Source organism: Streptomyces sp. NPDC088747 (genome assembly GCF_044751025.1).
GTDB lineage: Bacteria > Actinomycetota > Actinomycetes > Streptomycetales > Streptomycetaceae > Streptomyces.
Window position 1 is genome coordinate 120,551 of sequence record NZ_JBIVKZ010000012.1, and the last position, 14,431, is coordinate 134,981.

At 70.0% G+C, this 14,431-nt stretch carries 11 protein-coding genes; 7 read left to right on the plus strand and 4 right to left on the minus strand.

Translation table 11 applies throughout. The features are described 5' to 3' along the window. The first annotated feature begins 1 nt into the window (after position 1). Positions 2-1,222 carry a 4-hydroxybenzoate 3-monooxygenase gene (locus ACIP79_RS26590; protein ID WP_401227171.1) on the plus strand — a complete coding sequence of 407 codons (1,221 nt, stop codon included), beginning with the start codon at positions 2-4 and terminating at the stop codon, positions 1,220-1,222. A gap of 200 nt (positions 1,223-1,422) precedes the next feature. Continuing rightward, positions 1,423-3,075 (plus strand): serine/threonine-protein kinase, encoded by a 1,653-nt coding sequence (locus ACIP79_RS26595; RefSeq protein ID WP_401227172.1) that lies wholly within the window; start codon positions 1,423-1,425, stop codon positions 3,073-3,075. A 55-nt stretch (positions 3,076-3,130) separates the two neighbouring features. On the opposite strand, the gene tgmB is transcribed toward ACIP79_RS26595, so the two are convergent. Both tgmB and tgmA read right to left on the minus strand, forming a co-directional pair. Further along, entirely contained in the window at positions 3,131-4,093 is a 963-nt protein-coding gene (gene tgmB, locus ACIP79_RS26600) for an ATP-grasp ribosomal peptide maturase (RefSeq protein ID WP_401227173.1), read from the minus strand. A 14-nt stretch (positions 4,094-4,107) separates the two neighbouring features. After that, positions 4,108-4,299, minus strand: a complete 192-nt coding sequence (gene tgmA, locus ACIP79_RS26605; protein ID WP_401227175.1) for a putative ATP-grasp-modified RiPP — start codon at positions 4,297-4,299, stop codon at positions 4,108-4,110. A 255-nt stretch (positions 4,300-4,554) separates the two neighbouring features. On the opposite strand from tgmA, the gene ACIP79_RS26610 reads away from it, so the two are divergent. Together ACIP79_RS26610 and ACIP79_RS26615 are read left to right on the plus strand one after the other, a co-directional pair. Further along, positions 4,555-5,586: a hypothetical protein gene (locus tag ACIP79_RS26610; RefSeq protein WP_401227177.1), complete on the plus strand. Its 1,032-nt coding sequence runs from the start codon at positions 4,555-4,557 to the stop codon at positions 5,584-5,586. Between the two features lie 223 nt (positions 5,587-5,809). Then, positions 5,810-6,502, plus strand: a complete 693-nt coding sequence (locus tag ACIP79_RS26615; protein WP_401227355.1) for a DUF2238 domain-containing protein — start codon at positions 5,810-5,812, stop codon at positions 6,500-6,502. Between the two features lie 425 nt (positions 6,503-6,927). On the opposite strand, the gene ACIP79_RS26620 is transcribed toward ACIP79_RS26615, so the two are convergent. Beyond that, complete coding sequence (locus ACIP79_RS26620; RefSeq protein WP_401227178.1) at positions 6,928-7,911, minus strand: aldo/keto reductase; 984 nt, start codon at positions 7,909-7,911, stop codon at positions 6,928-6,930. A gap of 158 nt (positions 7,912-8,069) precedes the next feature. On the opposite strand from ACIP79_RS26620, the gene ACIP79_RS26625 reads away from it, so the two are divergent. Further along, complete coding sequence (locus ACIP79_RS26625) at positions 8,070-9,824, plus strand: cholesterol oxidase substrate-binding domain-containing protein (protein WP_401227180.1); 1,755 nt, start codon at positions 8,070-8,072, stop codon at positions 9,822-9,824. Here the strand turns inward: ACIP79_RS26625 and ACIP79_RS26630 are convergent. Then, on the minus strand, positions 9,805-10,467 hold the full coding sequence (locus ACIP79_RS26630) for a TMEM175 family protein (RefSeq protein ID WP_401227182.1): 663 nt from the start codon (positions 10,465-10,467) through the stop codon (positions 9,805-9,807). The two genes, ACIP79_RS26625 and ACIP79_RS26630, sit on opposite strands and share 20 nt — an antisense overlap. Before the next feature lie 292 nt (positions 10,468-10,759). Here ACIP79_RS26630 and ACIP79_RS26635 point away from each other — a divergent pair, with 292 nt between their 5' ends. Further along, positions 10,760-12,154 carry a ricin-type beta-trefoil lectin domain protein gene (locus tag ACIP79_RS26635; protein WP_401227183.1) on the plus strand — a complete coding sequence of 465 codons (1,395 nt, stop codon included), beginning with the start codon at positions 10,760-10,762 and terminating at the stop codon, positions 12,152-12,154. Between the two features lie 124 nt (positions 12,155-12,278). Further along, positions 12,279-14,423: an RICIN domain-containing protein gene (locus ACIP79_RS26640; RefSeq protein ID WP_401227356.1), complete on the plus strand. Its 2,145-nt coding sequence runs from the start codon at positions 12,279-12,281 to the stop codon at positions 14,421-14,423. Positions 14,424-14,431 lie beyond the last annotated feature (8 nt).

The following is a 14,431-nucleotide window of genomic DNA, read 5'->3' on the forward strand; positions in this document are numbered from 1 at the left end:
GGTGATCTCCCCCACGCCCACCCCTGTCCAGCGCGTCCCCGTCGTCATCGTCGGCGCGGGACCGGCAGGTCTCACCATCGGCAACATCCTGCGGGCCGCGTCCGTCGACTGCGTGGTCCTGGAGACCGAGAGCCGTGAGTTCATCGAACAGCGGCCTCGGGCGGGGTTCATCGAGGAGTGGGCGGTGCGCGCGCTGCGCGAACGGGGTCTGGCCGACCGGCTGGTGGAGCGCGCGCAGACGCACGGCGAGTGCGAGTTCCGGACCGGCGGCGAACGGCACCGGCTCCGGTACGCGGAGCTGACCGGGGACCACCATTTCGTCTATCCGCAGCCGCTGTTGGTGACCGACCTGGTGCGCGAGTACGCGGACGTGCGGGGCGGCGACATCCGTTTCGGCGTACGGGACGTGGCGCTGCACGGCATCGACGGTGACCGGCCGTCGGTGCTCTACACGGACCCCGTGTCGGGCGAACGGCGCCGTGTCGACTGCGAGTTCATCGCCGGCTGCGACGGCGCGCGCGGGGTGACCCGCGCCTGTGTGACCCCCGGGCGGGGCACCGTCGCCCGGTTCGACTACGGCGTCGGGTGGCTCGCGCTCCTCGCCGAGGCGCCGCCGTCCTGCGACTGTGTCGTGTTCGGTGTCCATCCGCGCGGATTCGCCGCCCACATGGCCCGTAGCCCTCAGGTCACCCGCTACTACCTGGAGGTCACGCCCGGCGAGGACCCGGAGAACTGGCCCCACGACCGCGTGTGGTCGGAGCTCCACGCCAGGCTGTCGGCGACCGGCGCCCAGCCGCTCACCGAGGGCACTCTGATCGAGAAGCGGGTCCTCGACATGCACAGTTACGTCGTGGAGCCGATGACGCACGGCCGGCTCTTCCTGGCGGGCGACTCGGCGCATCTCGTGGCGCCGATCGCCGCGAAGGGCATGAACCTGGCGCTCCACGACGCGCTGCTCCTGGCCGACGGGCTCATCGCGTACCTCGGCAGCGGCGACGACGGTGCGCTGCGCGGCTACTCGGCGGCCTGCCTCACCCGTGTCTGGGAGTACCAGGAGTTCTCCCAGTGGTTCGCGGAGCTGCTGCACGGCCCGACGTCGGGCGATCCCTTCCGCGCCGGATCCGCCGGTGCCCGGCTGCGGAGGATCCTCGGATCGCCCGCGGCGTCGGCCGCCTTCGCGGACTCCTACATCGGCGTCGGAGCAGGTGAGCGCCCCCGTTGAGGTGCCGGGTGCCCGGCACGCGCCCGTGTCGTGCCGCCGCTCCGCGAGGAGGACCCGCCGAACAGGTGGCCGGGATTTCGAACCGGTGAGGGGCCGCCAGAAAATGGCTCAGTCCGAAGCCGCTTCGTTTTGAACACCCACCGTCACGCCCTGCGTACTTCCGGGAAAGGCGAGACTCCGGTGCGCAGCGAGGGATGAGCATGGTCAAGGTGCAAGACCCCACGGACGAGTTGGTCGCCGACAGATACCGCCTCGTGGAGATCGTCCACCGGGAGGAGGGCCGTGTCGGCTGGCACGGCCAGGACCTCGAGTTCCGGCGTCCGGTCGCCTTGACCCGGACGCGGCTCCCCGGCCATCCGCGCGAGCGGGCCGGGCACCGCACCGCCACCAGGGTCCTGCGCGAGTCCGAGCGCATGGAGCTGGTCTGTCCGGGCAAGGTGGCCACCGTCGTCGATGTGATCGAGGACAACGATTTCCTCTGGACGGTCACGGAGCGGCCCGCCGGCGCCCCGCTGAGCGAACTCCTCGCAGGCGGTCCCCTGAACTACTTCCGGGCGGCCCGCATCGGCCTCAAACTCCTCGACGTGCTCTCCGCGGCCCACCGGCACGGGCAGACCCACGGCGACCTCAGTCCCGGCCAGGTCCACGTGGACGAGCAGGGCGACATCACGGTGAGCGGCTTCGGGATGACGGGGGAAACCTCCTCCGTGCGCGTCACCGCGCCGTCGTACGCCTCCCCGGAGCAGGCTCGCGGCGAGAGCACCGGGCCGGCCGCGGATCTGTGGGCACTGGGCGCGATCATGTACGCGATGGTCGAGGGCAGGCCGCCCTTCAAGGACCGGGGACGGCTCGACGCCACGCTCCGCGCCGTGCAGCGGCTGCCCATCCGCTCGCCGCAGAACGCCGGGGCGCTCAGCCCCGCCATCGGCGGACTCCTGCGCAGGGATCCGCACGAACGAGTGCCCGAGCCCGTCGTGCGCGAGGCCCTCACGCGCATCCTCAGGCAGGACGACGAGGAGGACGGGACACCCACGGCGACCCTGCCTCACTTCCGGGACACGTACTCCGAGCCGTGGGCCGCGAAGCGGACGGGGGGTGTACGCCGGTTCGGCAGGCCCGTTCTGGTGGGCGGGGTGCTGGCCACGACCGTGGTCTGCTTCGCCGTACTCACCACGGCGGGCGGGCTGCCCGACGGGGAGACCTCCGCGACCGGAGCCGCCCCGTCGCCGAGCGCCACCAGTACGGGTGACCCTTCGCCGGCTCCCTCCGTCAGCCCGGCGGCGTCACCGACCGAGACGGACACCGCTCCTCAGGCGACCAAGGCGACCCAGCCGACGCCCACTCCGACCTCACCGGCCCCCTCCTCCCCCGTCGCGGAGAAACCGACGCCCGTCTTCTCGACGTACAACGCGCCCGAGGGCTTCTCCATCGACCTCCCCAAGGGCTTCAAGCCGCTGCGGACCGACGAGGCCGACGATCTCTCCTACCGCGTCACCCTCGGGGCGAGCGGGGATCCGCGCACGCTGACGGTCACCTACAGCACCCGGCTGGGGCCGGATCCCGTCGAGATCTGGGCTGATCTGGAGCCGTCACTGCGCGCTGGCTCCGAGGGCGGCTACGAGCGGGTGGGTGAGATCCGGGCCGTGACCCAACGCGGCTACGAGGGAGCCGACATGGAGTGGCTCTCCGTGTCGGAGGGTGTCCGTGAGCGCACCCTCGGCCGGGGCTTCCTCATCGGTGACGGCCGGGGCTTCTCACTGCGCTGGACGACGCCGGCCGACGACTGGGACGACGACGCCAACCAGGAGGCACTGGACGTCCTCCTCAAGACCTTCCGGGAGCCGTCCGACTGACCCGGGTGGGGAGTCGTGCCCGTCGTACCTGTGGTGTCGTGTCGTGTCGAGGGAATCAACTCATCTGCGTCCTGCGGGGGGTGAGGCCATCGGGTCTTCGCTGCGCGAGCCACTGGGCGACCGCCTCGGCGATGGGCTGGCCGGTCTCCAGCTCGACGAAGCCGAACTGGCCGCCCTGGTTGCCCTCCAGGAACCACCAGACCCCCTCGCTGTCCTCGGCGAAGTCGAAAGCGGCGTAGGCGAGTCCGGTGAAGGTCAGGTACTCATGGACGGCGCGGGCGATACCGCCGGGCACCGGGACGGGCTCCCAGGTGTGTCCGGTGTCGCCGAACCGTCCGTCGATCTGCTCGGGCTCCGCTGTCTTGCGGGCGCCGAACAGGCGTGAGCCGATCGAGGTGAGCCGGATGTCGGCACGCTTGGGGATGTACTGCTGGAGCAGCGCGGGCCCGGCCGCCACGCCGGAGAAGTCCGTGTCGGGTCCGATCAGTGTGGTCGGCAGGGCCACCGGCGGATCGCCGGGCGGCGGTCCCGAGGCCGACTTCACGACGACCTCCCGATACTGCTCGACGAACTGCTGGGCGACCCGCGGAGCGGTCGTGATGATGGTGGGCGGTACCGCGAAGCCGCTGGTGTGCGCGATCCTCAACTGCCAGGGCTTGTGCCGGGCCTGCTCGGCACTGCGCGGGTGGTTCATCCAACGGGTCGAGGCGGAGTAGAGCATTCCGAACAGGGCCTGCCGGGTCTCGGCCGTGAGCCACGGCGAGGGATCGGCGGCGTGCGCCGCCGGCTCGCCCGGCCTGCGCACCCACACGGAGCGCAGGCCGCCCATGCTGAGCACATGGCCGTTGACCGACAGATACCCGTCGAAGTCCCCGTGGGCGTAGTCGGCGGACAGCACCGCCTTGCCGGGCACGTCGGCGGGGTCCAGGCGCACCATGGGCACGCCCTGTTCATGCAGTTTGGCCACCACCATGTCGGCGGTGACGTCCTGCTCGGCTGTGAGAATGAGTACCGTCATGCGCTGGGCTGCCGTCAGTCGTCGAAGTGCGTCTGGGAGCCCGCGGTGGAGGTCGTGGTTCCGGAGGCCAGCAGAAGCGCACGATCACTGACGGCCGGTCTGCCGTCGGGCAGCACGTTCAGTTGGAGTGACACATCGAAATGGTACGCGGCTGTCAGAGCCGACGGCCCCGTGGGCAGGGCGTAGTTGAGGGTGAACGGTCGCACGAAAGATCCTCCCGCGGTCTCACGATGATCTGCGCCCACCCGTACGTGTCTCGACCGTAAGGAATTCATCACTTTCCGCCACATCGGGGTGAAGGTCATCACATCGCGTCGATTCCGGCTTGCTCGTTTCGGTTTTACTTGTGTGTCCGCTTGTTTCCGTTTTACTCGTGGCTCTGCTTGCTTTACCGGGTGAAGCTTCGGCCAAAGCTTCATCCTCAGTGATCTGAACGCCGTACCGACCCAGGAGAGTTCCCGGTGACCGTAGCTATTGCTCCGTCCGAAGAATCCGCCGTGCGCCCCGACGCTCCGGACCCCGAAGTCTCGCGTGACGCACGCGACTTCGGCGCCTACGCGCGCAACGGCGGATGGAGCTTCGCCCTCAAGGTGGCGCGCAGCGTGCGCCCCGGCGGGCAGGCGGCGGACGAGACACCGAAGGTCTCCGCGAAGGAGTTCGCCGAGTTGGCCGGGTGCTCGCCCGAGCGCGTCATGCGGTACTACAAAGCGTGGGACAAGGCGGCCGACGACGGGCTCGTCCCGCTCTTCGAGGCGCTGACACCGGGTGAGGACATCGAGCTGCCGGACGCCGACGTGTGGCACACGTACTATGTCGCCCGCTCCAGCGCCTCCTCCGAGCGCGGCACCGCCATCGTGCAGGCCGCGCAGGCCGAGGGCATCCGGCCCACCAAGGCCCTTGAGGTCGCCGAGAACCCCACCGCGCTGCGGGCCGCGATCCTCGCCGACCCCTCGACCGCCCAGGCCGCGCGGCACGCCCTCCTGGACCGGCTGAAGGAGGACCCCGCGCTCCAGACCGAGCTGGCCCGCGACATCGCCCGCACCGACGACCTCAAGAAGGCGGTCGCCACCGAGAGCAGGGCGGCCGACCGGATCGGCTATGTGCGCCAGATCGCGGAGAAGGGCCAGATCAAGACCCCTGCCGGCCAGACCCTGGACGCGCCCGCCGAACTGCGCTCGGAGGCGGAGCGGCACCTCTCGCTCCTCGACGAGCTGGAGGAGGGCGAGGACACCGGCGAGTGGGCGACCGAGGCGTACGACACCATGAGGAACATGGTGGTCGAGACCGTGCAGGCCGACCCCGAACTACGCGTCCAGGAACGCCGGACGAAGTTCTACAGCAGCCTCCAGAAGGCCACGAAGGTGTTCGAGGAGCTCACCTTCGACGACGCCGACGACATCTACGAGGACGACATGGTGCAGCGTCTGGAGGAGCTCCAGCAGGCGATCGGCACCTGTATCGCGGCTCTCCGGGGCGCGGCTCCCAAGGAGTGAGCCGTACCCGCGGCTCCGGGGGACGGACAACTCCCTCCGGGGCCGCGGGAGTCAGTCCTTGCGTGACGCGGCCGTCGACCCGTGGGCACCACGGATGAGCCGCGCCGGGAAGTGAGTAGGCGTACTCATGCCCTCGGCGGCGCGCTCCACCAGCATGGGGCCACCTCGACCAAGGAGACCTCAGATGACCGGAGTTCGCCCCGCCCCGCTCGTCCGTCGCCCGATGCCCGAGGGCCCGCCCGCACTCGGCGACCAGGCTCCGGAGCGCGTCCCGCGGAGGTTCCTTCCGGTCGCGCTCCTCCTGGTCGTGGTCGCGGGTCTGGCCGTCTCCGCCTGGGATCCGCACGACCGGATGACCTGGTTCCTGGAGATCGTGTGGGTGCTGGTCGGGCTGCCCCTGCTCGTCCTGTACCGACGCCGGTTTCCGCTCACAAGTCTGCTGTACTGCCTGCTGGCGGCGCACGCGCTGGTGCTGGCCCTCGGCGGGCACTACACCTACGCGCAGGTGCCGTTGGGCGACTGGGTGCGGGACTGGCTGGAGCTCGACCGCAATCCCTATGACCGGTTCGGGCACCTGATGCAGGGCTTCGTGCCCGCCGTCCTGGTACGCGAACTGCTGAGCCGGACCTCACCGCTGCGGGGCAGTCGCTGGCTGGCGCCGCTGACCGTGTGCGCGTGCCTCGCCTTCAGCGCGGTCTTCGAGATGTTCGAGTGGGCGGCCGCGCTGATCGGCGGAAGCGCGGCGGACGACTTCCTGGCCACCCAGGGGGATGTGTGGGACACCCAGTGGGACATGTTCTGTGCGCTGATCGGCGCGACCGTCTCGGTGCTGGTGCTGAGCCGGCTGCACGACAGGCAGTTGCGCGGGCTCGCGGCGGTGTCAGATCGCGAAGGTGAGGGCTCACACCAGGGGTGAGCGACGGCCGGGAGGGCCCCGCGATGTCAGGGCTCCCACGGTGAGCGACGGCCGGGGTGTGCGCCCGCGAGGGTCACGGCTCGCCCCTCCGGTGAGCGGCAGCCGCCCCCGGCAACGGAGTTGGGGCTGATCGGGTGACGGCCGAACGGCGGTCACCGACTCGAACGGCACCCTGGTCCGCTGGACCGTTCGCTTCCCGATGACCGCCGGCCGAGCGGCGCCCCGACGGATACTCGCCGTCGGCGCGCCGCGCCCGCTTCGGGTCCTGTCTCGGAACCCCGCCACGGAGCCCCGCCTCGAAGCCCGCCGTGGAGCACGCTCCGGAGCACCGCCTCGGAGCCGGCGCCGTGGGCTACCCCTGAGCCTCCCCGTGGGGCAGGCCCCGGAGCCCCCCGTAGGACCCGCCCCGGAGCCCGCCCCGACGACTACCAGCGCCCCTCGACCTGCTCCTTGATCCGCCGCTCGTAGAGACCCTCGATCGCGTCGAGGGTCTCCTGCGGCAGTTCGGGCAGCTTCGCCGCCGCCGCGTTGGCGTGGGCCTGCTCAGGGGTCCGGGCGCCCGGGATCACCGTGGTCACGCCGGGCTGCTGGACGATCCAGCGCAGGGCCAGCTGGGCCGGGGTGGAGCCTTCCGGGGCGAGCTCGGAGAACTCGGCCGCCGCCTCCACACCGGTCGCGAAGTCGACGCCGGAGAAGGTCTCCCCCTGGTCGAAGGACTCGCCGTGGCGGTTGAACGTGCGGTGGTCGTTCGCCGCGAAGACCGTGTCCTTGGTGTACTTGCCGGACAGCAGACCGGAGGCCAGCGGAACACGGGCGATGACGCCGACGCCGGCAGCACGGGCCGCCGGGAGCACCTGCCGCAGGGGCTTCATGCGGAACGGGTTGAAGATGATCTGGACGCTCGCCACGTTCGGGCGGGCGATCGCCGTCAGCGCCTCCTCGCACGTCTCGACACTCACGCCGTACGCGGCGATCCGCTCCTCCTCGACCAGGGTGTCCAGGGCGTCGAACACCTCGTCGGAGGAGTAGACCGGCGTGGGCGGGCAGTGCAGCTGCACCAGGTCGAGACGGTCGACGCCGAGGTTGCGACGGGAGCGGTCGTTCCAGGCGCGGAAGTTGTCCAGGACGTAGTTCTCCGGGATCTGGTCGACGCGGCGGCCCATCTTGGTGCCGACCAGCACATGCAGGTCCGGCCTGCCGGTCAGGAAGGTCGCGATCGTCTGCTCGCTCCGTCCGTCGCCGTACACGTCGGCGGTGTCGAAGAAGGTGACGCCCGACTCGGCCGCCGCCTCCAGTACGGCCAGGGCGTCCTTGTCACTCACGTCGCCCCAGTCCGCGCCCAACTGCCACGTGCCGAGACCGACGACCGAAGCATGCTGACCTGACCTGCTGAATTCGCGCTCGTCCATGCCGTCAGTCTGACACCATCCCGGCCTCGCGCAGGACGCCGCCCACGCGACCCGCCCTGTGCACAGGCAAAGGGTTCCCTGTGAGGTCACGTCACTCGAATGAGTGAAGCTGGCGGACGGAAGCTTATTCGTGTCAACTCCCGCCTAGCGTGGCGCGCATGACCGACCGTCCAAGAAGTGAAGGGGCCTCGGCCTGGTCGCGCCGCGGCTTCCTGCTGACCGCCGCCGCGCTCACCGCCGGGTCCCAGGCCCTGGCCCAGGGCCGTGCCGAGGCCGCCGCCGATCTGCCCGGATTCCCTGCGGATGTCGACGTCCACCGGTCGCTCTACCGCAACTGGGTCGGGGAGATCACCGCCGCCGGGCTGTGGGCCTGTGCGCCCCGCGAGCCGGACCAGGTGGCCGAGGTGGTCAACTGGACCTGGCGGCAGGGCTGGACCGTGCGCGCGCGGGGCTCCTCCCACGGCTGGTCGCCGCTGACGATCCCCGAGGGGACGGGGGCGGGCGCCCGCGTACTGCTGGTGGACACGGTTCCCGGTCTGACCGGTCTTTCGCTGGAGTCCGGCGACCCCGCCGCCGTCCGGGCCGGCGCGGGCGTCACCCTCGAAACGCTGCTCGGCTTCCTGGAGGACCGCGGCCTCGGGCTCACCGCGACACCCGCGCCGGGCGATCTCACGCTCGGCGGCGCGCTGGCCGTCGACGCCCACGGCACAGCGGTGCCCGCCGTGGGCGAGAGCCGGCTGCCCGGACACACGTACGGCTCACTGAGCAATCTCGTCCTGTCGCTGACGGCGGTGGTCTGGGACACCGGCAGTGGGAGCTACGTGCTGCGCACCTACGACCGCGAGGACGCGGACGGCGCGGTGCTGCTCGCGCATCTGGGCCGCGCCCTGATCACCGAGGTGGTGCTGCGCGTGGGGGTGAACACCGATCTGCGGTGCGTCAGCCGTACGGACATCTCCGCCGCCGAGCTCTTCGCCGCGCCCGGCGACAACGGCAATGGCAATGGCGAAGACGACGGGCGTACGTTCGCGAGTTTCCTGGACAAGTCCGGGAGGGTGGAGGCGATCTGGTTCGCGTTCACCGAGTATCCCTGGCTGAAGGTGTGGAGCGTGACGCCCGACCGGCCGCTGACCTCACGCCGTGTGACCTCGCCGTACAACTACCCCTTCTCGGACAACGTTCCCACGGTCGTGGCCGACCTCGCCGGGCGGATCCTGTCCGGCGCGGCCTGGTACCTGGCTCCGGCTCTGGGCGCCGCGCAGTTCACCGCGGCCACGCTGGGACTGACCGCCACGCTGTCCCGCGACATCTGGGGGCCGTCCAAGAACACGCTCCTGTATCTCAGGCCCACGACCCTGCGGGTGACCGCCAACGGGTACGCCGTGCTCACCTCGCGCGCCCAAGTGCAGCGTGTCGTCGCCGAGTTCACGGCCTTCTTCCGCGAGCGACTGACCGCGTACGCCGCCCAGGGCCGTTTCCCCGTCAACGGCCAGGTCGAGATCCGGGTGACCGGCCTCGACGAGCCGTCCGACGTCGGGAGGCCCGGCGCCCGCGTTCCGGCGCTCTCCGCTCTCCGTCCCCGCGCGGATCACCCCGAGTGGGACACCGCCGTATGGCTGGACGTCCTGACGCTGCCCGGAACGCCCGACGCGGAGGCGTTCTACCGGGAGTTGGAGCAATTCCTGCTCACGGCCTACGACGGTGGGTACGCGCTCACCCGCGTCGAGTGGTCCAAGGGCTGGGCCTACACGGACGAGGCAGCGTGGGCCGATCAGGAGGTGCTGGGCGCCGCCGTGCCGGCTTCCTTCGACGACGGCGCGGGACCGGACTGGGAGCAGGCCGCCGCCGTGCTGGAACGGCTCGACCCGCACCGGGTGTACGACAACGCCTTCCTCAAGCGGTTGTTCCCGTGACTCCCCCGGTGTCCTCGTCCGGCTCCTTCGGCCCCGGGAACAGCCGTCGGGCCGGGATCACCAGGAGCCACCAGTACTTGGCGGCCGTGGGCGAGAGGAAGGCCACCGGAATCGACGTGGCGAAGACTCCCAGAGTCGACAGACTGCGCCAGAGGGAGTCCTTGAGACGCCTGGGGTCGACGTTCTCCACCACGAGGGACGAGCGCGCCAGCAGCCGACCCGCCATCGCGGCGAGCAGCCCGACGGCCAGAGTGATCGTCATGGCGTAGACGACGGTCGCCGCGACCGTCCCGCCGTACTCGTTGATGAGCCGGGTGGGGAACGGGAGCGCGGCGACCACGGCGAGCAGCCCGAGGTAGAGGTTGAGCAGCCAGGAGTCGAGTCTGGCCACCCGGCTGAACAGTGCGTGCTGGGAGAGCCAGAGCGTGCCGATCACGGCGAAACTCAGCAGGTACGAGCCCACCTTGGGCAGGGCGTCGCGCAGGGCCGCACCGGCCTCGGAGTCGGCGAGACCGTCGGGGACGGTGATGTCGAGGGCCAGCAGGGTGATGGCGATCGCGAACACCGCGTCGCCGAAGAGGAGAAGGCGTTCCGCGGTGATCACGGTTGCCCGGCTGTGGGGTCGGAGCGAGCGGAAGTTCATGGGGCAAGCACCACTGGGGGTAGTCGGCGGGTGGGTGAGCCGGTGGAAACGCGGCGAAGTCGAACCGGGGCCCGGGGAAACCTCGGTGCGGCCATGAGATATCACGGGCGGCTGTGAATCCTTCAACTCCTTGTGCCCGCGCGTCGACCCACGGCATTCATCGCTTCACATCTTGACGTGTTTGGTGCAGACCAATAAGTTCACCGATCACCAGCGTCCCTGAATGCGCTCAGCGTTCACGGACGTGAACCCCCCACTGATCAGCCACATGTGAAGGGCTGTGATCGCCGTGATGTCCGGACGATCCTTTCTGCACTCCACCGCGCTACGCGCCACTCTGACCACGGCGGTGCTGGCCCTCTCGGCCAGTGCGCTCAGCGCCTCCTCCGCCGCTGCCGCCACCGGAACCGTCACCGGCCTCGGAGGCAAGTGCCTCGACGTGGCCGGTGCGAGCTCCGCGAACGGTACGGCCGTTCAGCTCTACGACTGCAACGGCACCGCCGCCCAGCAGTGGACCGTCGGCTCCGACGGGACCATACGCGCCCTGGGCAAGTGCCTTGACGTGACAGGCAATTCGACCGCCAACGGCGCCAGGCTCCAGCTGTGGGACTGCGCCGGCAGCGCGAACCAGAAGTGGACGGTCTCCGCGGCCCGCGACCTCGTCGGTACGCAGTCCGGCAAGTGCGCCGACGTCGTGGGCAACACCTCGGCCAACGGCACCGGCGTGCAGATCTGGACCTGTACGGGAGCCGCCAACCAGAAGTGGACCGCGCCCGCCGCCGGCGGGGGCACGACTCCGCCTCCCACCGCCGCGCCGATGGCTGTCGCGCCGTACCTCTACAACGGCTGGGGCAACCCGCCCAGCCCGGCCACGGTCATGAACGCCACCGGCGTCAAGTGGTTCACCCTCGCCTTCGTCCTCAGCAACGGCTACTGCAACCCGCAGTGGGACGGCGGCCGTGCGCTCACCGGCGGCGTCGACCAGAGCACCGTGAACACCGTGCGGGCGAACGGCGGCGACGTCATCCCGTCGTTCGGCGGCTACAGCGGCAACAAGCTGGAGAGTTCCTGCTCAACCGCCGGTGAACTGGCGGCCGCGTACCAGAAGGTCATCAACGCCTACGCGCTCAAGGCCATCGACATCGACATCGAGGCGGACGCCTACAGCAACGGGACGGTCCAGCAGCGCACCGTGGACGCGCTCAAGACCGTCAAGGCCAACAACCCGGGCATCAAGGTGTACGTCACCATCGGCACCGGGCAGAGCGGCCCCGACACGAGCCTCATCAACCGGGCCGCGGCGTCGGGGCTCACCGTGGACGGCTGGACGATCATGCCGTTCGACTTCGGCGGAGCCGGCCAGAACATGGGCACGCTCACCGTTCGGGCCGCCGAAGGGCTGAAGACGGCGCTCAAGAACGCGTACGGCTACACCGACGACCAGGCGTACCGGGGCATGGGCATCTCGTCCATGAACGGGATCACCGACGTCAACGAGACGGTCACCCCGGCCGACTTCGAGACCATCCTCGCCTACGCGCAGCAGCACCACCTGGCGCGGCTGACGTTCTGGTCGGTCAACCGCGACCGTCCCTGCGCGGGCGGCTATCCGAACGACGACACCTGCTCGGGCGTCTCCCAGACCCCCTGGCAGTTCACCAGCATCCTCGCCCGGTACACCGGCTGACGGACACCGTCCGTCCCCGCTCCTCCTTCTTCAACCCCCACCCTCCTCAGGAGAAGTCGTGCTCAGACGCAGCACAGATTCCGGGCGCCGTCGGATACCGAGACTCGTGACCGCACTCGCCCTGATGGCGAGCACGGTGACCGGAATCGCGGTCGCCTCGCAGGACCAGGCGGTCGCGGCGGTCGCCGCGCTGCCCACCGGGATGGCCACCGTGGTCAACGCGGGCAGCGGCAAGTGCCTGGACGCCAGGTCCGCCGCGACGGCGAACGGCACCGCGGTCCAGCAGTACACCTGCAACGGTTCGACGGCCCAGCAGTGGAGTCTCACCACCACCAGCGACGGCTATGTGCGGATCAACAACGGCAACAACACCGGCCAGGCCGTCGACGTGAGCGACGTGTCCACCGCCGACAACGCACTCGTCCACCTGTGGGCCTACGGTGGCGGCACCAACCAGCAGTGGCTGCCCGTCTACGAGGGCAGCGGCAACTACCACTTCGTCAACCGCAACAGCGGCAAGTGCCTGGACGTCCCCAGCGCCTCGACAGCGGACAGCGTGCAGTTGGTCCAGTACACCTGCAACAACTCGGCGGCCCAGCGGTTCCAGGTGGCGGCGGTGGCCCCGCCGACGGGCGGCGTCGACCTCGGCCCGAACGTGGTCGTGTTCGACCCGTCGATGCCGGCGGCGACCATCCAGTCCCGGCTGAACTCCATCTTCCAGCAGCAGCAGACCAACCAGTTCGGCTCCCAGCGCTACTCCGTGCTGTTCAAGCCGGGCACCTACAGCAACGACGTCAACGTGGGCTTCTACACCCAGGTCGCCGGCCTCGGCCTGTCCCCCGACTCGGTGACGATCAACGGAGCGGTGCACGCCGAGGCCGACTGGTTCCAGGGCAACGCCACCCAGAACTTCTGGCGCGGCGCCGAGAACCTCTCGGTCAACCCGACGGGCGGCAGCGACCGTTGGGCCGTGTCCCAGGCCTCGTCGTACCGGCGCATGCACGTGCGCGGCAATCTCGCCCTGGACGACGGCGGCTGGTCGAGCGGCGGCTACATGGCCGACACCAAGATCGACGGTCAGGTGAACTCCGGCAGCCAGCAGCAGTGGCTGACGCGCAACTCGCAGCTCGGCAGCTGGACCGGCTCCAACTGGAACATGGTCTTCGTCGGCAGCCAGGGCGTGCCGGGGACCAGCTTCCCCAACCCGCCGTACACCACGGTGGCGCAGAGCCCGGTCACGCGTGAGAAGCCCTTCCTGTACGTCGACGGCGCCGGCGGCTACCAGGTGTTCGTGCCGAGCCTGCGCGCGAACTCGACAGGAACCAGCTGGGCGAGCGGCAACGCCGCGGGGAGCTCGCTGCCGATCGACCAGTTCTTCGTCGTCAAGCCCGGCGCGACCGCCTCGCAGATCAACGCCGCGCTGGCCGCGGGCAAGAACCTGCTGGTCACTCCAGGCGTCTACCACCTGGACCAGACCCTTCAGGTGAACCGCCCGGACACGGTCGTGCTCGGTCTCGGCCTCGCGACCTTCATCCCGGACAACGGCATCACCGCGATGAAGGTCGCCGACGTCGACGGGGTCAAGATCGCGGGCGTTCTGTTCGACGCGGGAACGACCAACTCCCAGACGCTGGTGGAGGTCGGACCGAGCGGCTCGTCCGCGTCGCACTCCGCCAACCCGACGTCCCTGCACGACGTGTACTTCCGCGTCGGCGGAGCGGCCGTCGGCAAGGCGACCACCAGCCTGGTCGTCAACAGCGACAACGTCATCGGCGACCACATGTGGATCTGGCGCGCCGACCACGGGAGCGGCGTCGGCTGGAACACCAACACCGCCGACACCGGGCTCGTCGTCAACGGCGACAACGTGACGATGTACGGGCTGTTCGTCGAGCACTACCAGAAGTACCAGACGATCTGGAACGGCAACGGCGGGCGCACGTACTTCTACCAGAACGAGATGCCGTACGACCCGCCCAACCAGGCGGCCTGGATGAACGGCGGCACGCAGGGCTACGCCGCCTACAAGGTCGCCGACTCCGTCACCAGCCATCAGGCCTGGGGCCTCGGCAGTTACTGCTACTTCAACGTCAACCCGGCCGTCGCGGCGGAGCGCGCCTACGAGGTGCCGAGCAACGGCGGTACGCGGCTCACGAACATGGTGACGGTCTCGCTGGGCGGCACGGGCACGATCCGGCATGTCGTCAACAACAGCGGCGGGCCGTCCAACTCCTCGACCAACGTCGCCAACCTCGTCAGTTACCCCTGACGCCTGCG